Source organism: Thermococcus sp. ES12 (assembly GCF_012027515.1).
Classification (GTDB): domain Archaea; phylum Methanobacteriota_B; class Thermococci; order Thermococcales; family Thermococcaceae; genus Thermococcus; species Thermococcus barossii.
The window spans coordinates 170,656-187,557 of sequence record NZ_SNUP01000001.1 but is presented as its reverse complement, the minus strand read 5'-3'; the positions used below and the strand labels follow the sequence as shown (position 1 = coordinate 187,557).

Genomic DNA, 16,902 nt, shown 5'->3' with positions numbered 1-16,902 from the left:
TGCTGGGCAAAGTTTCATCAAAGTTCGTGATTCCTCACAAAAAGCCAACTGAGAAAAGGTTTGCAATCTCAACAGGCATTTTCAAGCAGGAATTCACGATTCAAAGCCCCTCAAAAACGCGGGTTTAAACGCTTAAAGCGCTCCTTTGGAGCGCGAAAATGAACAAACCCCTTAAATTAGAGCACTCCAATTATGAATTCCAAACCCAAAAACTACACTCAAAAAGGCAAACCTTCTCAAAGGAGCACCTCAAAAAAAGGAATCACCAACTTTTGATCAAACTTTTGCCCCGCAAAAGTTTGTTGTGGAGCCGGGAGGGGGATTCGAACCCCCGTAAAGCGGATCTGCAGTCCACCGCCTCACCTCTAGGCTATCCCGGCATTTGAACCCCAGAAAGATTTTGGCGCCGCGGAGGGGATTTGAACCCCTGTGGGCAGCGCCCACCGGCTTAGCAGGCCGGCGCCCTACCAGGCTAGGCTACCGCGGCACTCCAATGCCCAGGTTATATGAGCCGGAGAGGGTTTTTAAGTTTTTTGGACGCATCCCATCCCAGAAACCCACTTTCTACCGCGGCCGATGATGAGAGGCTGGCCCGGCACCGAGGGGTGCGGAGGGCCACCACTTCTGAGGCCGCTCGGTTTATAAAGGTGGGCAAAAAACATCGAGCCGGTGGTGAGCAATGATAAGGGTAAAGGTTCTTGGTAGGGGCATCGAGAGGGAAGTTGAATGGAGAAAGGGCATGAAGGTCTCAGATCTGCTCCATGAGATAGGCTTCAACACGGAGAGCGCCATAGCAAAGGTGAACGGCCGCGTCGCCCTCGAAGATGAAAACGTGAGGGATGGCGACTACGTGGAGGTAATACCCGTCGTTTCTGGAGGATGATGAGAAAAGGGGGCTTCAAGCCCCGAGTCTCTTCCTCATGAAGGCCTCGAAGTTGTCCATGGCCTCCTCCAGTATCTCCACCGGCGGCAGGAAGACTATCCTGAAGTGCCAGTCTCCAGCGTAGCCAAAGCCTGAGCCGTGAACGAAGAGCACGTGGGCCTCGTTGAGGGCGTCGAGCACGAACTCCTTGTCGCTCTTCCACTTCGAGCGCTCCTCTATGCGCGGGAAGATGTAGAACGCTCCCTGGGGCTTCGTCGTGCTTATTCCCGGAATCTCGGTGAGGCGCCTGTAGATGTAGTCTCTCCTTTCTTTGAGCTTGCCCATGTACTCGTCGAGGTAGTCCATCGGACCGGTCAGGCCGGCTATCGCGGCAAATTGTGCAGGGGTGCTGGGGCATATCCTTATCCTTGCCATCTTGTCTATCGCTTCTCTGACCTCCTCAAGCTTGCCCTCGGGGTCAACGTAGTAGAAGTAGCCGAGGCGCCAGCCGGTGGCGAAATAGACCTTTGACATGCCGTTCATCACTATGACCGGGACGTCTTTGGTGAGAGAACCCGGGGAAACGTGCTTCCCCTCGTAGGTCATGAGGTCGTATATCTCGTCGCTGATGACGGGCAGGTCGTACTCGCCGGCGAGGTCGAGTATCTCCTTTATCGTTTTCTTCTCGTAGAGAGCGCCTGTTGGGTTGTTGGGGTTTATCACCGCTATGGCCTTCGTCCTCTCGCTGATCTTCTTCCTCATGTCGTCTATGTCGGGCTGCCACCCGTTCTCCTCGACCGTCAGGTACTCGTTGGCGATTCCTCCGTAGAACTTGACCAGGCCGACGTAGGGTGGATAGCTGGGACTCGGAACGAGGATGTTGTCGCCGGGGTTGAGGAGGGCCCCGAATATGAACTGGAGGGCCTCGGTAACGGCAGCGGTGACGCGAACGTCCTCGGGGGTTATATCAACGCCGTTCTTCCTCTTTTCCCTTGTGACTATGGCCTCCCTGAGCTCCGGAAGGCCCTCGCTTGGCCCGTAGTAGTTGTGACCTTCCTGGATGGCCTTACAGTATGCATCCCTCATATGCTTCGGGGGCTGAAAGTCGTATTTGCCCGGATCGCCTATATTGAGCCGGATGACCTTTATTCCCTTCTTCTCAAGCTCCCTTGCGGGGAGAACAACGTCCCTGATGGCGTACTCAATTCCCATGGCCCTTTCAGATGCGCGAATCATATGGATCACCATTTGAAGGATGAGAGGTTTGTAGTAAAAAGCTTTGCCCACATAGGTTTAAAAAGAGGCGGAGATAAAGGATTACGGGCGATGACGACTAGCAAGCATGCTGAAGAGATGCACCATGATGACGTGAACACCCACCGAGCCCCTCGATACGTTTATCCCTTCGGGCGGGAAGACTCCTTCCGAAAGGGAGACGAAAGCCCCGAAATCATTAAATACAGCTTTAATAAAAAATAATAGGTGGTTTCCCACGTATCTCACCCAAAAGAACCACCTCCGGGTGGACAAGAAGACCTACAAAATTCTCCGAACCCTGACCCATCTATCCAAGAGCCTCTACAACCTCACACTCTACACGGTTAAACAACACTACGAGCTGAACGGCACTTTCCTGCCATACGCCAAAGCCTACCACCTCGTGAAGGACAGCGAGCCTTACAAACTCCTTCCGAGCCAAGCCGCACAGCAAACGATGAAAATCGTGGAGAGAAACTTCCGCTCCTTCTTCCACGTCATCAACGAGAGGAGGAAGGGTAACTACAACCGTCCTGTCAGGCCGCCGAGATACCTCCCTAAGAACGGCCACTTCCTCCTCATCTTCCCATACCAGTCCTTCAGGGTTAAAGGAGATAAAATAATCCTCTCCCTCGGCAGGAACTTCGCAGAAAAATACGGGGTTAAACACCTCGAATTCACCCTCCCGAAGAACGTTAAGGGCCACAGGATAAAGGAAGTCCGCATCGTGCCAAGATACAATGCCCTCTGGTTCGAAATCGAGTACGTTTATGAGGTTGAGCCCGAGAGGAGGGATTTAGACCACTCAAAATACCTCGCCATTGATTTGGGCCTTAACAACTTCGCCACCGGTGTTTCCACCACCGGGACGGCCTTCATCATCGAAGGCCGGGGGTTGAAGAGCTTCAACCGGTGGTGGAACATGGAGAAGGCCCGCCTCCAAAGTCGATACGACAAGCAGGGTGTAAAGTTCGGCAAAAAGATGGCTTGGCTTTTGAGGAAAAGAAAGAACGTGATTAACGACTTCATGAACAAGGCGGTGAGCTACATCGTGAACTACTGCCTTGAGAACGGGGTTGGGAATATTGTAATTGGTGAGCTGAAAGGGATAAAGCAGAACGCCAACCTTGGCAAGAGGAACAACCAGAATTTCCAGTATGTTCCGTTCGGCCTTTTCAAGCGGAAGCTGAAAGCCAAGTGCGAACGTTACGGGATTAACTACATCGAGGTTGATGAGTCCTACACGAGCAGGGTTGATGCCCTCACTCTGGAGCCTATTGGGAAAAAGAAGGAATACCTCGGGAGGCGGGTGAAGAGGGGTCTCTTCCAGTCCTCAACTGGAACGCTGGTTAATGCCGACGTGAACGGTGCGTTGAACATTTTGAGGAAGGTAGCCGGCGATTCTCCCGTCAGGGGGATAGCCGGTAGTGGCCGTGTGAACCGGCCTGTGAGGGTGAGGCTACCTTGGGGTGGTCTCACTCCTCACGAAGCCCCGTCCGTAAGGGTGGGGTAGTTCACTAACCTTCAGAGGAGGGGTTTACATGAACATCTTCATCCCACTAATCGCGGGGATTCTTATTGGCTACATAATTCGGAGAAAGGGGCGCAGAGTTAACGTTAACCTGCCCATGAGCGCCTCGCTGATTCTCCTCATATTCTTCATGGGGGTTGAGGCAGGCAAGGTCGAGATAGACGCCCTTTGGCTCCTAGTTTCATCAATCGTATTCGCAGCCCTCACCATAGTTGGCAGCGTTGGAGTCGCCTTTTTAGCGGGGGAGAAGGGATGAGGTTTCTGGTCTACGTTCTGGTTTCCCTCATAGCCGGCATAGCCTTTGGGCACTTCTACGCCCCTGAATTTGGCAATCTCTATGAGGCCATGCTCTACCTTCTGATACTGATAATCGGGATAGACCTCGGCCAGACCTTCCGACTTGGGAAGATTAAAAGGCTTGGAAGGCTGGCCATAAAACTGCCCCTCGGGACTCTTCTGGGTTCGCTCCTCGGAGGCCTTGTCGCCTCCCTGCTTTTGGGCATAGAACTCAGGTGGGGACTGGCCGTTGCGGCCGGCTGTGGATGGTACAGCCTCACAGGGCCACTCATCGCACAGTATTCGGCAGTCTATGGAACGCTCGGTTTCTTGGCCAACCTTACCAGGGAGATATTCACCGTTTTGCTGTACCCGCTGGCAATAAGGAGAATTCCAAAGGAGCTGGCCGTTTCCATGGGCGGCGCGACCACGATGGATACCACGCTGCCGATAATGACGAAGTTTGGGGGAAGTGACGTTGCGCTCATAGCCTTCGTTCATGGCTTTGTGCTCACCGCTCTGGTGCCCTTCGTTGTTCCGTTTATCCTTCAGTTCTAACCAATAATCTTTTAAGTTCAAACGATTTAGGTTTTATGTATAAACTTAACCGGTGATGAAAATGGCCGAGGTTGAACTCGTTTTCAAGGTTTTGAAGGAAGCAGGGAGGCCCCTCAAGAGCAAGGAGATAGCAGAGATAGCCGGTATCGACAAGAAGGAAGTGGACAAGGCAATAAAAGTCCTCAAAAAGGAGGGCAAAATAATCTCACCGAAGCGCTGCTACTACGCACCTGCCGAGTGAGTCCCGTACCTCTCATCGAGCTTTTTGAGGATTGCCCCGTGCTGTTCCTCGTTTCTCTTTATCTCCGTGGCAAGACCCCTAACTACCGGGTGGAATGCCCTCCTTGAGAGCCTGTCGTAGAGCTCCAGCATCCTCTCTTGGAGCTTGATATACTCCCCAAGCAACTCACCAAGCTTTCCGTCTCCGTTCTCAGGCAGTACAACTTCCGTCGGGAAGTCCTTTAGGTACTCCTCGATTATCTCTTCCGGGGGGACCCTGGCGCCAATTGCACCGAAGCCCAAGGGCATTACCATCGTCGGCAGACCGGGGATGAGTGCAATCTCACCCACATCCTCCCTGGTTCCGTATTCATCCACGAGCTTCAGGGACTCATGGTACGCTCTCTCAAGGGCCTCCATCAGGTGCTTGTGAAAGGCGGTGTCTATAGCCATCCTGAGGATCAGGGCCCTCAGATCAGCGTACTCCGGGTCCTTGAGCTTCTTGAGAAGCCTCCTGTACTCCTTTTCTGCCTTCGCCTCCAGCCTCTTCAGTTCCTCCACGGTGGTTATCATACGTTCCATGGCCCTCACCTCCCGGAACGTTTAATAACTTTTTGTTATTTAAATGTTTTGGTTCAGTCCGCAAAACTTTTTTAAAGCCTCACGCTTACCGATGCCTGCAGGCACTATCATGCCTCACGGCTCGGGGGTGTCCGAGGCTGGGGCGAGTAGGAACCCACCGGGCCTCTGCGTGGAGGTGAGAGAATGAAGTATCCGAAGCAGATAAGAACTTACTGCCCCTACTGTAAGAAGCACACCATCCACAAGGTCGAGAAGGTCAAGAAGAGGCCGAGGAGCGAGCTCAGCCAGGGTCAGAGACGCTTTAGGAGAATCATGAAGGGTTACCGCGGTTTCCCGAGGCCGAACCCGGCCGGAAGGGAGAAGCCGGTCAAGAAGCTCGACCTCAGGTTTAGGTGCACCGTGTGCGGCAAGGCCCACACCAGGGGACAGGGCTTCCGCGTTAAGAAGTTCGAGCTGGTGGAGGTGTGAAGCATGGCGCTCCCGAAGAACCTCATTCCGATGCCGAGGAGCAGGTTCCTCCGCGTCAAGTGCATAGACTGCGGCAACGAGCAGATAGTCTTCAGCAACCCTGCAACGACCGTCCGCTGCCTCGTCTGCGGTGCTACCCTCGTCGAGCCGACCGGCGGAAAGGGCGTCATCAAGGCCAAGATACTCGAGGTTCTTGAGTGAACCTTTTCTTTCCTTTGCCTCCGTGTCCGGAGGCTTCTGCTAAACTTTAAATACCTCTTTTCGTAACTTACCCCGGCAGAGAAAATTTTGAGGTGGTTAAAATGCCGAGGAAAGCCAAAGAGTACCCTGAAGAGGGAGAGTTTGTGGTTGCCACCGTGAAGAGCATTCACCCTTACGGTGCGTTCCTCAAGCTTGACGAGTATCCGGGCAAGGAGGGGTTCATGCACATAAGTGAGGTTGCCTCCACATGGGTCAAGAACATCAGGGACTACGTGAAGGAGGGCCAGAAGATAGTCGCCAAAGTCATCCGAGTTGACCCCAGCAAGGGGCACATCGACCTGAGCCTCAAGCGCGTCAACCAGCAGCAGAGGAAGGCCAAGCTCCAGGAGTACAAGCGCGCCCAGAAGGCCGAGAACCTGCTCAAGATGGCGGCTGAGAAGATTGGTAAGGACTTCGAGACGGCCTGGCGCGAGGTCTGGGTTCCCCTCGAGGAGGAGTACGGAGAAGTCTATGCCGCCTTCGAAGACGCGGCCCAGAACGGGATGGAGGTTCTCAAGGGACTCATCAGCGACGAGTGGATTGAGGCGCTCAAGCCCATTATCGAGGCCTACGTTGAGATTCCGACCGTTACCATAGATGCGGAGTTCGAGATAACCGTCCCGAGTCCAAACGGAGTCGAGATTATCAAGGAGGCCCTTATAAGGGCGAGAGATCGGGCCAACGAGGAGAAGGATATAGAGGTCAAGTTCTCCTATCAGGGCGCTCCGAGGTACAGAATAGACATAACAGCCCCGGACTACTACAAGGCCGAGGAGGTTCTTGAGGACATAGCCGAAGAGATACTGCGAGTCATAAAGGAGGCGGGTGGTGAAGCGACACTCATCAGAAAGGAGAAGAGAATCAAGAAGATAAAGAGGAGAGGGGCATGAGGTTCCGGATAAGAAAGTGCCCCGAATGCGGGCGCTACACCCTCAAGGAAATCTGTCCGGTCTGCGGGGCTAAAACAAAGGTAGCCCATCCGCCGCGCTTCTCGCCGGAGGATCCCTACGGGGAGTACAGAAGGAGGCTGAAGCGCGAGCAGCTGGGCATTGTCGGGAGGGAGTGATATGAAGGAGTCAGTCATTCACGTCTATGAGAGGCCCCAGCTCAGAGACCCCGTTTTCATAGAGGGCCTGCCCGGTATAGGGCTGGTCGGAAAGCTCGCCGCTGAGCACCTCATTCAGGAACTCAACGCGGTCAAGTTCGCCGAGCTCTACTCGCCGCACTTCATGCACCAGGTTCTCATAAAGAAGAACTCCGTCGTTGAGCTGATGAAGAACGAGTTCTACTACTGGAAGAACCCGAACGAAAACGGCAGGGACATCATAATCATCACCGGCGACCAGCAGGTTCCGCCAACGGACAGCCCCGGTCACTTTGAGGTCGTTGGAAAGATGCTGGACTTCGTGAGCGAGTTCGGGGTCAGAGAAATAATCACTATGGGTGGCTACCAGGTGCCCGAGCTCCAGGGGGAGCCAAAGGTTCTCGCTGCGGTGACCCACGAGGAGCTGGTGGAGTACTACCAGAAAAAGCTTGAGGGCTGTCAGGTCGAGGTTATCTGGCGCGAGGACGAGGGAGGGGCCATAGTAGGCGCCGCCGGACTGCTCCTCGGTATGGGCAAGCTCCGCTCGATGTTCGGGGTAAGCCTGCTCGGCGAGAGCCTTGGCTACATCGTCGACGCCAAGGCGGCAAAATCCGTCCTCCTGGCCGTTACCAAGATACTCGGCCTTGAGCTCGACATGACAGCACTTGAGGAGCGTGCCAAGGAGACGGAGGAGATACTCCGGAAGGTCCAAGAGATGCAGAGGGCGATGCTGGAGCAGCAGATGCCACCGGCCCCGGAGGAGGAAGACAGGGGCTACCTCTGAGCCCGTTCTATTTTTTCCATGACTGGATATCACAACCACTGTTCTCAACCTTTGGTTGGTAATACGCGGTTTTAAAAACACTTTTATTTCGTGTTACTCTTTATTCAGTTGATAACACAAAAACCGAGGAGGTGTTTAAGTTGCATATTCCGGACGGACTGTTGAGCACTCCCGTGATAGCAATAACCTACGCAATAACGATAGCCGGAATAGCCTACGCGATACGGAAACTGAAGGATTTCCCGGAGGAGAAGATCCCCCTCTTGGGCCTCTTCGCTGCCGGAATCTTTGCTGCCCAGATGGTAAACTTCCCGATAATAGGAGGCGTCAGCGGACACCTGCTGGGGGCAACTCTAGTTGCAATAATGCTTGGACCCTACGCGGCGGTAATAGTCATGACCGCGGTTCTTCTCATACAGACGCTCCTCTTTGGAGACGGCGGGATAACTGCAATAGGTGCAAACATCCTCAACATGGGGCTGATTGGGGCTTTCATAGGCTACGGCCTCTACACTAGGCTCAAGTCCCTCAACGAAACCTTTGCCATGGGCTTTGCTGCCTGGCTCTCCGTCGTTCTTGGAGCTGCCCTCGCATCGGTCGAGATAGGCCTCAGCCACAGCCTTCCGTTCCTCAAGGTCCTCACCCTGATGGTTGGCTACCACTCGATAATTGGAATCGGCGAGGCCGTACTCACCGTCCTGATAGTCTACGCCGTGAGGGCAAAGCTTCCATTGGTGGAGGGGGTGCCTGCATGAGAACGGTTTTCAAAGGGCTGGTAGTTATAGCCGTCGTACTGGCGCTTGTGCTGCCGCTGGCTTCAAGCAATCCGGATGGACTCGAAGCCACTATGGAGAAAGTCGGCCTTGAGGAGAACCCGGTTTACCACGCTCCCCTTGATTACGGGGAAACCTGGTGCCAGAGCGTTGTGATGGGTCTGCTTGGCATAGCACTGGCGTTTGGAGTCGGCTACGGTTTGGCAAAGCTTGCAAAGGGTGCCTGAGGTGTACCTGCCTTTCATTTTCCTTTACGCGATTGGGGTCGTAACGAGAAAGAGCCTCACAGAGTTAGCCTATTTTGGGCTCCTTTTCCTTGTCGTTGTGCTCACAATGAGGCCAAAGAGGGGTGTTTTCAAAAAGCTCGGCTTCCTCCTCGGCTTCGAAGGGCTTCTGTTTATCATGGCGCTCTTCAATCCGGGACAAGCAATCTTAGAGACCCCTCTTGGTCCAATAACCCATGAGGGAATCCACTCGTTTTTCATGCTCCTTGGAAAGGCATTCCTCTCCGCCGGAACGGCCGTGGTCGTGACCAGCTCGGTGGGCTTCTCCAGGATACTCGCCGAGATGGAGGCACTGAGGTTTCCAAGGATACTAACCCTGACCCTGGCCTTCACATACCGCTACCTCGACCTCTTCCTCGATGAAGCGATGAAAATGAAGCGTGCCCTCGACTCAAGGGCCTTTGGGATCGGGAAGAAGGAATACTACAAAAAGCTCGGCTCCCTCATCGGCGAGATATTCGTCAGGGCTTACCTCAGGAACGGGAGGATATACCGGGCTATGCTGGCGAGGGGCTTCGGGGAGTTTCCGAGCCTGGAGGAGCCCGGGACAAGTCTCCACACAGTACTGCTGGCGGTACTCGCTCTGGGGGGACTGCTGCTATGATAGAGCTGAGAGACCTTTACTTCTCCTACTCCGGCAGTGAAGTGCTGAGGGGAATAAACCTCGCGATTGAGAAGGGAGAACTCTTCGGATTCCTTGGCCCCAACGGAGCCGGAAAGAGCACTCTGCTCCTCCACTTCAACGGAATTCTCACTCCCAAAAAAGGCAGAATCCTTGTGGACGGCCTCGATCCTGTAAAAAGGCCAAAAGATGTCAGGAGAAAAGTTGGCATAGTCTTTCAGGACCCCAACGACCAGCTGTTCTCGCCGACCGTCTTTGAGGACGTTGCATTCGGCCCTTACAACCTCGGCCTCAGGGGAAAGGAGCTCGAAGAACGCGTTATGTGGGCGCTTGACAAAGTGGGCATGGCAGAATATGCGAACCGGGAAACGAAGGAGCTCAGCTTCGGGGAAAAGAAGAGGATAGCGATAGCCACAGTCCTTGCCATGAAGCCACAGATAATAGTATTTGACGAACCCTTCGCCAACCTCGACTTCAGGGGCAGGAGACTGATGCGGGAGCTCATATTCGAACTGAAGGGCGAGGGGAAAACCGTCATCCTTGCTTCCCACGAGGCCGATTACCTCTCGCTCTGCGACAGGATAGCCCTTATGGACCGCGGAAGGATTATCACAGTCGGAACTCCTGAAGAGATACTTGGAAATCCAGAGCTCCTTAGAGAGCACAATCTGGATGTCCCACCACTGGTAGAACTGTTCCTGAGCCTTGGCCTGCCACTTCCAAGAAGCACAGAGGAAGCGATGAAAATACTAAAAGAGTGGAAGAAGACTACTCCTTCAGCACACTCTCCAGAAGCTCCAGCCCGAGCCCAAGGTACTCTTTGGCTTTCTCCTCGCGCTTCGCCTCGCTGAAGACCCTGATTATCGGCTCGGTCCCGCTTGCCCTCACAAGCACCCAGCCGTCCTCGAAGAGAATTTTGGTTCCGTCGGTGGTGTCCACCCTGTAACCCTTCTTTTCAGCGAGTTCCGCCACCCTGGCCACTATCGCCTTCCTGTCGCCCTCAACGTGCTTCTTCGTTTTGAACTGGTAGTATTTCGGAAGCTCATCAATCAGCTCGCTGAACTTCTTGCCCGACTTTGCAAAAATCTCGACTATCTTTGCCGTTGTCATCGCCCCGTCCCTGCCGAGGACGAAGTCCGGGAAGATTACTCCTCCGTTCTCCTCGCCGCCGATGGTTCCGCCGTGCTCAAGCAAGGCCCTTGCGACGATTAAGTCACCGACCTTCGTCCTCAGCACTTCCGCGTTGTTCTTACTCGCTACATCATCGAGCAGGTTCGAGGTCGCTATCGTGGTAACGAGAAGCCCACCGCCGTTCTCTCTCAGAACGGCATCGGCAACGAGCGCGAAGGTCTTGTCACCCTGTATGAACCTGCCATTCTCGTCTATGAACACCGCCCTGTCGGCATCGCCGTCCTGGGCGACTCCGAAGTCCGCGCCAAGGGCCTTGACGATCTCCATGAACCCCCTCAGGTTCTCCTCGTTGGGCTCGGGGTTTCTGGCAGGGAAGTGGCCGTCGGGATGGGCGTTCACGCTCACCACCTTACACCCGAGCTCCCTGAGGAGGTAGGGAAGCGTTAGAGAGCCGGCGCCGTTGGATGTGTCCACGACCACGAAGGGCCTCCTCTTCCTTATCGCCTCGACGTCAACGCGAGCCTTTATCGCCTCGATGTAGGGCTTGATGATGTCCTCCTCCCTGACCTCACCTATCTCGTCCCAGCTGGCCCTGTCGAAGTCTTCTTTAAAGAAAACATCCTCAACGACCGCTTCGCGCTCCTTCTTCAGCCCCATGCCGTTCGGCTCGAGGAGCTTTATGCCGTTGTATTCAGGTGGATTGTGGGAAGCGGTTATAACGGCCCCACCGTCGGCGTTGAAGTGAGCTGTGGCCCACTGGATTGCAGGCGTTGGAGCTATTCCAACGTCTATGACGTCGCAGCCGACGCTGAGGAGGCCGCTTATCAATGCACTCTTCAGCATCTCCCCGCTTACCCTCGTGTCCCTGCCGACTATGACGAGCGGCTTTTTCCTTCCCTCCCTCCTGAGCATCGTCCCGAAGGCCATTCCCATCTTCAGGGCGAACTCTGGCGTTATCATCTCGTTGGCTATCCCCCTGACGCCGAAGGTACCAAAGAGCCTTCCCATGCTATCACCTCACATCAGAGCGCTGGCGAAGTTGATTATCATCATCACGAATATGTAGAGTCCGTAAACGAACGCCCCAGCCTGAATCAGCGAGACGAGTATCTTCAGCGGCTTCCATTTGCCCGAGAGCAGGGGTACGGGGATGCCTATCAGTATCGCGGCGAAGAGGTATATAACAGCGTTCTTTATGGCGGAGTAGTCGACGGGTATGTTTATCTGCGGATAGGTTATGGTGACCTCCTGCCCCTGAACGGTAAAGGTTATATCCGCGTTCTGAAGTCCAACGACGATTATGTAGGACATTATGAGAACGAAGAGCAGCGTAGGCAGGAGACTGAGCGAAAGGGAGGATATCGAGCTGCTGAACCGCTCCCACTCGTCCCCGCAGTTCCTGACCTTCTCCTTCTTTTCCGTCTTTTCGGATTCTTCAGCCATCGTCAATCCCTCCCGAAATCGTCCGCAAAGCGAACTATATCATCCTCACCCAGGTATTCACCTATCTGGGTCTCGATGACCTCAAGAACAACTTTTCCGGGGTTCTCAAGCCTGTGTACGACACCTGCCGGAATAAAGGTGCTCTCACCGGGCCGGAGGAGGATTTCCTTCTCCCCGATGCGAACCTTTGCGGTGCCCCGAACCACCACCCAGTGCTCCGAGCGGTGGTAGTGCATCTGGAGGGAGAGCTTCTTGCCGGGCAGAACGGTGAGGCGCTTTATCTTGTACCTGTCCCCCTCCTCCAGGACAGTGTAGCTACCCCAGGGTCTGTACGCAGTCCTGTGAACCATGACACGCTCATCCTTCATCTCCTTGAGGCGCCTGTAGACCTCCTTTACCCGCTGACCCTCGCCCCGGTGCGCGACGAGCAGGGCGTCGTCGGTGTCGATTATTATGAGATCCTCAACACCAACCGTGGCCGTTAGGCGATTCGTCATCACGAGGTTGTTTCTTGAGTTAACGCCGATGTGGTAGCCCTTCCTGCCTCCGACCTTAACGGCGTTTCCGCTCTCGTCCTTCTCCATCACCTCGTAGATGGCATCAAAGCTGCCCAGGTCGTTCCAGTAGGCATTGAGGGGAACCACCGCCGCCCTGTCCGTTTTCTCCATGACGCCGTAGTCAACGGAAACTTCCGGAACAAGCTCATAGGCCTTCCTGATATCCCTCGCCTCTTTAAAGGCCTCGTAGACATTGGGGGCGTGCTTCTTCACCTCCTCTGTAAAGACCCCCGTGTCGAACATGAACATTCCGCTGTTCCAGAGGTAGTTGTTCTCGACGTAGCGCTTTGCGGTCTCAAGGTCCGGCTTCTCCTTGAACTCAGCCACGGTATAGCCTCCATCAAGTCTCTCACCGGGCTTTATGTAGCCGTAGCCGGTGTGTGGTTTTGTCGGCTTTATGCCGAAGGTCACAAGGTACCTTTTCGCAAGTCTCTCGGCATTTCTGAACGCCTCTATGTAGTTCTCATTGGCCTCTATCAGATGGTCGGAGGGGAGCACCGCGACTATGGAGTCCCCGAAGGTCTCTTCGATTCTCCTTATTCCCCAGAATATGGCCGGCAGGGTGTTCTTCCCCAGTGGCTCGAGGAGTATGTTGTTCTCGGGAAGCTCCAAGCCGAGCTCCCTAAGGTCGTCGAGAACCCTGAAACGGTACATATCGTTGGTAACCACGAAGATTTCATCGGACTTCGAAAAGATAAGTGCCCTCTGAACGGTCTTCTGGAAGAGCGAGTACTCATCGAACATCCTGATGAACTGCTTGGGCATCAGCTCCCTGCTAAGGGGCCACAGCCTCGTTCCCTTCCCGCCGGCGAGAATCAGGGTTTTCATAACACCACCTCCAGTAGTTCGTCAGCGGAGCTTATATTTTTAGCCCTTCGGTGTCTGAGGTCTCCAACGATGAAGGGATGATCAACGACATCCAGGAGGGGCAGGTCGTTCTCCCCATCCCCCAAAGCGTAGCTCTCAACCTCCCCCAGGCGGGAGTAGAGGCCCAGCAATTCCTTGGCGGCCCGCCCCTTGTCGGTGTTTCCGGTAACGCCCAGAAACCTGCTGCCCCTCGACACCCTCAGCCCCATGCCTTCAAGGACTCCCTCGAAGCCGGCTCTTTTCCACGTGAATATCGTTTCGCTGTAGTCCCGTTTCATGGCAAGCCTTGCCAGACCCTCGGGGAGTCCTGTAAAATCCATGACCTCTTCAAGCGTGCAGTTACCGTAGTACCTGAGACCGTATTCTTCTGCAAGCCCGTCGAGAGCAGCTTTTATCCGGTTGTATCTCTCCCCCAGCTCAACGACAACGTATTCCCCGCGCCTCCTTCCGTTAACCTTAAAGGGGAAATAACCCTCGGGAATAACGAGGGCACTCCCGTTCTCGACTATGAAAGGACCCCTCAGACCCCATGCGCTCCTGTAGTACTCCTGCTCAGCCAGGGTTTTTGAGGAGTTGAGCACGACCTCAAAACCAGCCCCGAGGAGTGCTTTAAGGAGCGGTCTGGCGGGTTCGGGGGAGTAGTCGTCGCCGAGCAGTGTCCTGTCGAGGTCGAGGAAGAGCACCCTCATCGTTACACCTCGAAGCGCAGAAGTGTCTCAGCGTTGTCTTCCAGGGTTTCCATCCACCTATTCACGTCTATGTTCTCTATGGGGGCCATGACCCTGGGACTCGGAGGTTCTTCGTTTTCACCCAGGAGACCGTGAAGGCGAAGCTCCTTCAGTATCTGGCTCTTCAGAGAGTCCGTCGCCAGCCGGGAGTGGTATATCGTTCCCAGGGAGCTGAGAATCATGTTAACGACGTGCTCCTGCCCCTTGTCCTCGTGTAGATGTGGGTTAAGCGTTTCTATCTGGAACACCTCCACCCCCTGGTCGTAAACGTCCGTGTGGGGATCCTCTCCCCACCTTCCAAAGGTCTCGAAGAGGTACACAAGCTCAAAGGGCTCTATCGAGTAGCCCGTTGAAAACGGCATTATTTCGGCCAGCTTTATGCTCATCGCGTGCTCGCCCGCGTTCCCGGTCACTATAATGCTGGTCTCAAAGTTAGTGGCCACGCCGAAAAGGGCGTTCATGTAGCGGTTCGTTATCTCGCTTACACGGCCCCACTTTCTGAAGTATAGTCCCTTCGTACTGACCTTGGGCTTGTGGCGCCAGCTCAGGCGAACCATCGCGTATTCGCTCTCACTCATGAGAAACCCCGCCGCGTAGTCCTTCACGTACTCGTTGACGGAGCCGGGGATGTAGTTGTCCGCATCAACGAAACCCACGTACTTGGCTCCTATGGCCTTTGCCAGGAGGATTCCTATCAGCATCCCTTCACCCTTTCCGCTCCTTACGCTACCGTTCTCGTCGAGGATGTCGGTGTATCCCACCTCACGGAAGGCCTCAGCGACCCCAATGTCCTTCTGATGAACCATTATTATGCGCGAGCGGGTGAGGTTGTAGAAGTGCTTGACGAGGTCAACCTCCTGCTTGAAGAGGTTTGGTCCCTTCCTCTTGCTGTTTGAGACGATTATTATCGGGCACTGGTGGGGTATGGCCTTCAGGACGCCATCTACCAGCTGGAGCTTCTCGTTCCTCATCGGAACGACTATCGCAATGTCTTCAAGGGTTCTGTAGATGTCCTCACGGGGCACGTTCGTGACTGTAAAGCTCCCCACGTCTCGCGTCTGAGTGTCCAGCTTGATAACCTTCTGAACCTCGTAGATCTCAACCGCTCCAAACAGCTCCTTGTAAACCGGAGCCTCCAAAAGCAATTCAACCACCCCTTGATAATTTTCGAAGATGAAAAGGAAACCCCGTAAAAAATTTGGGAACACGAAAATAAAAAGGTTTGTTTTACGGGCGCAATGCAAATTCCCCCACGAAGGCCGAGCTGGATATGGTGTCCCCTATTCCGACGGTGCTCTTTGGCCTCGCCACTATCTTCGTTGGAACGAAGGAGAGCTGATAGTTATCCACCTCGGCAATGCCGTCCTTCATGCCGTATTCAGCTTTAAGCCTCTCCTCCACCGCTCCAGCCTTCTCGTTCACCGGGACGTCCATGGCCTCAACAACATCGTCTACGGAGCGGACGTCGCCGAGCTTCGCCTTTGCAGCGGCTGCCAGGGCCGCGAAGAGAAGCGCATCCCGGACGAACTCTCCGTGATAATCGGTGAGAGCCAGATAGTAGCCATAGGTGTGGAAGTGTATCCTCCTGACGCCGGTTCTCTCGGCGAGCCTTAGCATGGCCTCGGTGACCGCCACCGGATCGACCGGATCGCTGGCGAGGAGCCTCCCGGCGAGACCCTTCTCACCCATGACCTCCATTATTGAAGCCAGTTCGACCTCGTTGAGGCCTACGCTGTGGAAACGGCCCAGAACGTCAATAAGGGCCATTCTGACGGTTTCATCTGCGGTGAAGGCAAACTCAAGGTGAACTGGAACGTTCCTCGCGTTCAGTACATCGAGGTGGCGCACCATCTCCTCAAAAGGCTCGCGGTAGTTCTCCTTAGTCAGGGTCTGAAGGCCGCTGATGATTCCCAGTTCGGCTTTTTTCGCTATTTCCCCAAAGTGTTCGGTGAACTCGGGCCTTATGTAGAGGTTCGGGTTGTAGTCATCGGCGGCACCGATGAAGCGGTTCTCCCTTGGAGCCTCAAAGCCGAGAATCCTGAATCCCCTGGGGAACTCGTAGATGTAGTGGATGCAGTTCTCCTCGTCGGCCAGGAACTCCTTTGGATGGACGAGCTTAAGGTCCCCTCCCTCAACCTTGGGAACGTATATCGGCCCCTCCTTGAAGAGCTCCGCCTGAAGACTTGAAAGCTGGGGGACGTGGGCTATCACTGGAACGTTGTAAACGCCGCCGAGGAGGTTGGCCATTATCCCAACCTGTCCACCCATCCTAAGCTCGTCCCAGCCCCACCGCCTCATGTAGAACCTGACTGTGCAGCTCTCGACGAAGAGCTCCGCCGCCTTTCCGCGTCTGATGCTCCAGAGAATCCCGCCGAGGAGATGCTCGACCGAAGTTATCCTCTCCGGGAGTTCCTCGGAGTACCTCAGGACTGCATCCTTTCCGGCCCGCTCTATTCGTCCCTCCAGGTCGGCGGGGTCAAGGTACTTTATGGCATCAATGTTGGTGTTATACGCGAGGAGAACTCCCCCGATTTTCCCGATGTTTCCGCGAACCCTCTCGAAGGCAGATGAGTAGAGAGCGTCCCAGTCCATTGTATCACCGGGAGTGATGTAACTACCGAAAGCTAATAAGGGTT

Annotated in this window: 21 protein-coding genes, 2 tRNA genes and 1 pseudogene; 14 read left to right on the top strand and 10 right to left on the bottom strand. The window is 54.7% G+C overall.

Translation table 11 applies throughout. The features are described from left to right. Positions 1 to 305: 305 nt before the first annotated feature. Positions 306 to 380 (bottom strand) — tRNA-Cys (locus E3E37_RS01055). Between the two features lie 21 nt (positions 381 to 401). Next, positions 402 to 487: transfer RNA gene (locus E3E37_RS01050), tRNA-Ser, on the bottom strand. Between the two features lie 192 nt (positions 488 to 679). Here E3E37_RS01050 and E3E37_RS01045 point away from each other — a divergent pair. Further along, positions 680 to 883: a MoaD/ThiS family protein gene (locus E3E37_RS01045; protein ID WP_167714455.1), complete on the top strand. Its 204-nt coding sequence runs from the start codon at positions 680 to 682 to the stop codon at positions 881 to 883. 15 nt (positions 884 to 898) lie between these two features. Here E3E37_RS01045 and E3E37_RS01040 read toward each other — a convergent pair whose 3' ends face one another. Beyond that, the gene (locus E3E37_RS01040; RefSeq protein ID WP_167715228.1) at positions 899 to 2,098 is read right to left on the bottom strand and encodes a pyridoxal phosphate-dependent aminotransferase; all 1,200 of its coding nucleotides are present in this window, start codon (positions 2,096 to 2,098) and stop codon (positions 899 to 901) included. A 163-nt stretch (positions 2,099 to 2,261) separates the two neighbouring features. Between E3E37_RS01040 and E3E37_RS01035 the strand changes: the two genes are divergently transcribed. Genes E3E37_RS01035 through E3E37_RS01020 form a run of 4 tightly spaced genes read left to right on the top strand, consistent with a single transcriptional unit; the run spans position 2,262 to position 4,725 of the window. Further along, positions 2,262 to 3,632, top strand: a complete 1,371-nt coding sequence (locus E3E37_RS01035; protein WP_371731678.1) for an RNA-guided endonuclease InsQ/TnpB family protein — start codon at positions 2,262 to 2,264, stop codon at positions 3,630 to 3,632. 28 nt (positions 3,633 to 3,660) lie between these two features. Further along, positions 3,661 to 3,906 (top strand): hypothetical protein, encoded by a 246-nt coding sequence (locus tag E3E37_RS01030; protein WP_167714453.1) that lies wholly within the window; start codon positions 3,661 to 3,663, stop codon positions 3,904 to 3,906. Beyond that, entirely contained in the window at positions 3,903 to 4,484 is a 582-nt protein-coding gene (locus tag E3E37_RS01025) for a lysine exporter LysO family protein (protein WP_167714452.1), read from the top strand. The genes E3E37_RS01030 and E3E37_RS01025 overlap by 4 nt, the downstream gene beginning before the upstream one ends. Positions 4,485 to 4,539: 55 nt before the next feature. Next, the gene (locus E3E37_RS01020; protein ID WP_232460731.1) at positions 4,540 to 4,725 is read left to right on the top strand and encodes an HTH domain-containing protein; all 186 of its coding nucleotides are present in this window, start codon (positions 4,540 to 4,542) and stop codon (positions 4,723 to 4,725) included. On the opposite strand, the gene E3E37_RS01015 is transcribed toward E3E37_RS01020, so the two are convergent. Continuing rightward, positions 4,707 to 5,285, bottom strand: coding sequence for a hypothetical protein (locus tag E3E37_RS01015; protein ID WP_167714451.1), 579 nt, complete (start codon positions 5,283 to 5,285; stop codon positions 4,707 to 4,709). The genes E3E37_RS01020 and E3E37_RS01015 overlap by 19 nt on opposite strands. A gap of 183 nt (positions 5,286 to 5,468) precedes the next feature. On the opposite strand from E3E37_RS01015, the gene E3E37_RS01010 reads away from it, so the two are divergent. The 9 genes and pseudogenes from E3E37_RS01010 to E3E37_RS00970 all read left to right on the top strand — a co-directional run. After that, positions 5,469 to 5,753: a 50S ribosomal protein L44e gene (locus E3E37_RS01010; RefSeq protein ID WP_014012391.1), complete on the top strand. Its 285-nt coding sequence runs from the start codon at positions 5,469 to 5,471 to the stop codon at positions 5,751 to 5,753. Between the two features lie 3 nt (positions 5,754 to 5,756). After that, entirely contained in the window at positions 5,757 to 5,954 is a 198-nt protein-coding gene (locus tag E3E37_RS01005) for a 30S ribosomal protein S27e (RefSeq protein ID WP_012571194.1), read from the top strand. Between the two features lie 101 nt (positions 5,955 to 6,055). Next, positions 6,056 to 6,883: a translation initiation factor IF-2 subunit alpha gene (locus E3E37_RS01000; RefSeq protein ID WP_167714450.1), complete on the top strand. Its 828-nt coding sequence runs from the start codon at positions 6,056 to 6,058 to the stop codon at positions 6,881 to 6,883. Further along, positions 6,880 to 7,059: an RNA-protein complex protein Nop10 gene (locus tag E3E37_RS00995; protein WP_088864207.1), complete on the top strand. Its 180-nt coding sequence runs from the start codon at positions 6,880 to 6,882 to the stop codon at positions 7,057 to 7,059. Before E3E37_RS01000 ends, E3E37_RS00995 begins: the two co-directional genes overlap by 4 nt. 1 nt (position 7,060) lies before the next feature. Next, positions 7,061 to 7,861 carry a proteasome assembly chaperone family protein gene (locus E3E37_RS00990; RefSeq protein WP_167714449.1) on the top strand — a complete coding sequence of 267 codons (801 nt, stop codon included), beginning with the start codon at positions 7,061 to 7,063 and terminating at the stop codon, positions 7,859 to 7,861. A gap of 140 nt (positions 7,862 to 8,001) precedes the next feature. Then, positions 8,002 to 8,616: an energy-coupling factor ABC transporter permease gene (locus tag E3E37_RS00985; protein ID WP_167714448.1), complete on the top strand. Its 615-nt coding sequence runs from the start codon at positions 8,002 to 8,004 to the stop codon at positions 8,614 to 8,616. Beyond that, positions 8,613 to 8,861, top strand: coding sequence for a PDGLE domain-containing protein (locus E3E37_RS00980; protein WP_167714447.1), 249 nt, complete (start codon positions 8,613 to 8,615; stop codon positions 8,859 to 8,861). Before E3E37_RS00985 ends, E3E37_RS00980 begins: the two co-directional genes overlap by 4 nt. Before the next feature lies 1 nt (position 8,862). Further along, positions 8,863 to 9,522 (top strand): CbiQ family ECF transporter T component, encoded by a 660-nt coding sequence (locus E3E37_RS00975; RefSeq protein WP_167714446.1) that lies wholly within the window; start codon positions 8,863 to 8,865, stop codon positions 9,520 to 9,522. After that, a pseudogene (locus E3E37_RS00970) lies at positions 9,519 to 10,295 on the top strand (energy-coupling factor ABC transporter ATP-binding protein); the annotation flags it as partial. The gene E3E37_RS00975 and the pseudogene E3E37_RS00970, both read left to right, overlap by 4 nt. A 13-nt stretch (positions 10,296 to 10,308) precedes the next feature. Here E3E37_RS00970 and glmM read toward each other — a convergent pair. From glmM to E3E37_RS00940, 6 genes are all read right to left on the bottom strand, one after another. Beyond that, the gene (glmM, locus tag E3E37_RS00965) at positions 10,309 to 11,679 is read right to left on the bottom strand and encodes a phosphoglucosamine mutase (RefSeq protein ID WP_167714444.1); all 1,371 of its coding nucleotides are present in this window, start codon (positions 11,677 to 11,679) and stop codon (positions 10,309 to 10,311) included. Between the two features lie 9 nt (positions 11,680 to 11,688). Next, positions 11,689 to 12,114, bottom strand: a complete 426-nt coding sequence (locus E3E37_RS00960; protein ID WP_088864200.1) for a hypothetical protein — start codon at positions 12,112 to 12,114, stop codon at positions 11,689 to 11,691. Positions 12,115 to 12,116: 2 nt separating this feature from the next. Beyond that, the gene (locus E3E37_RS00955) at positions 12,117 to 13,499 is read right to left on the bottom strand and encodes a mannose-1-phosphate guanylyltransferase/mannose-6-phosphate isomerase (RefSeq protein ID WP_167714443.1); all 1,383 of its coding nucleotides are present in this window, start codon (positions 13,497 to 13,499) and stop codon (positions 12,117 to 12,119) included. Beyond that, on the bottom strand, positions 13,496 to 14,227 hold the full coding sequence (gene mpgP / locus E3E37_RS00950; RefSeq protein ID WP_167714442.1) for a mannosyl-3-phosphoglycerate phosphatase: 732 nt from the start codon (positions 14,225 to 14,227) through the stop codon (positions 13,496 to 13,498). The genes E3E37_RS00955 and mpgP overlap by 4 nt, the downstream gene beginning before the upstream one ends. A gap of 2 nt (positions 14,228 to 14,229) precedes the next feature. After that, complete coding sequence (gene mpgS, locus E3E37_RS00945; RefSeq protein WP_167714441.1) at positions 14,230 to 15,411, bottom strand: mannosyl-3-phosphoglycerate synthase; 1,182 nt, start codon at positions 15,409 to 15,411, stop codon at positions 14,230 to 14,232. An 82-nt stretch (positions 15,412 to 15,493) separates the two neighbouring features. Next, the gene (locus E3E37_RS00940) at positions 15,494 to 16,858 is read right to left on the bottom strand and encodes an ADP-specific glucokinase (RefSeq protein WP_167714440.1); all 1,365 of its coding nucleotides are present in this window, start codon (positions 16,856 to 16,858) and stop codon (positions 15,494 to 15,496) included. Positions 16,859 to 16,902: the final 44 nt, after the last annotated feature.

What these genes read in the sequence shown, in the direction of transcription:
- E3E37_RS01030 (WP_167714453.1), top strand. Translation starts at nt 3,661, where the DNA reads ATGAACATCTTCATCCCACTAATCGCGGGGATTCTTATTGGCTACATA.
- E3E37_RS00995 (WP_088864207.1), top strand. Translation starts at nt 6,880, where the DNA reads ATGAGGTTCCGGATAAGAAAGTGCCCCGAATGCGGGCGCTACACCCTC.
- E3E37_RS01020 (WP_232460731.1), top strand. Translation starts at nt 4,540, where the DNA reads ATGAAAATGGCCGAGGTTGAACTCGTTTTCAAGGTTTTGAAGGAAGCA.
- E3E37_RS01025 (WP_167714452.1), top strand. Translation starts at nt 3,903, where the DNA reads ATGAGGTTTCTGGTCTACGTTCTGGTTTCCCTCATAGCCGGCATAGCC.
- E3E37_RS01000 (WP_167714450.1), top strand. Translation starts at nt 6,056, where the DNA reads ATGCCGAGGAAAGCCAAAGAGTACCCTGAAGAGGGAGAGTTTGTGGTT.
- E3E37_RS00980 (WP_167714447.1), top strand. Translation starts at nt 8,613, where the DNA reads ATGAGAACGGTTTTCAAAGGGCTGGTAGTTATAGCCGTCGTACTGGCG.
- glmM (WP_167714444.1), bottom strand. Translation starts at nt 11,679, where the DNA reads ATGGGAAGGCTCTTTGGTACCTTCGGCGTCAGGGGGATAGCCAACGAG.
- E3E37_RS00940 (WP_167714440.1), bottom strand. Translation starts at nt 16,858, where the DNA reads ATGGACTGGGACGCTCTCTACTCATCTGCCTTCGAGAGGGTTCGCGGA.
- E3E37_RS00960 (WP_088864200.1), bottom strand. Translation starts at nt 12,114, where the DNA reads ATGGCTGAAGAATCCGAAAAGACGGAAAAGAAGGAGAAGGTCAGGAAC.
- E3E37_RS01045 (WP_167714455.1), top strand. Translation starts at nt 680, where the DNA reads ATGATAAGGGTAAAGGTTCTTGGTAGGGGCATCGAGAGGGAAGTTGAA.
- mpgP (WP_167714442.1), bottom strand. Translation starts at nt 14,227, where the DNA reads ATGAGGGTGCTCTTCCTCGACCTCGACAGGACACTGCTCGGCGACGAC.
- E3E37_RS01005 (WP_012571194.1), top strand. Translation starts at nt 5,757, where the DNA reads ATGGCGCTCCCGAAGAACCTCATTCCGATGCCGAGGAGCAGGTTCCTC.
- E3E37_RS01040 (WP_167715228.1), bottom strand. Translation starts at nt 2,098, where the DNA reads ATGATTCGCGCATCTGAAAGGGCCATGGGAATTGAGTACGCCATCAGG.
- E3E37_RS01015 (WP_167714451.1), bottom strand. Translation starts at nt 5,285, where the DNA reads ATGGAACGTATGATAACCACCGTGGAGGAACTGAAGAGGCTGGAGGCG.
- E3E37_RS00990 (WP_167714449.1), top strand. Translation starts at nt 7,061, where the DNA reads ATGAAGGAGTCAGTCATTCACGTCTATGAGAGGCCCCAGCTCAGAGAC.
- E3E37_RS01010 (WP_014012391.1), top strand. Translation starts at nt 5,469, where the DNA reads ATGAAGTATCCGAAGCAGATAAGAACTTACTGCCCCTACTGTAAGAAG.
- E3E37_RS00955 (WP_167714443.1), bottom strand. Translation starts at nt 13,499, where the DNA reads ATGAAAACCCTGATTCTCGCCGGCGGGAAGGGAACGAGGCTGTGGCCC.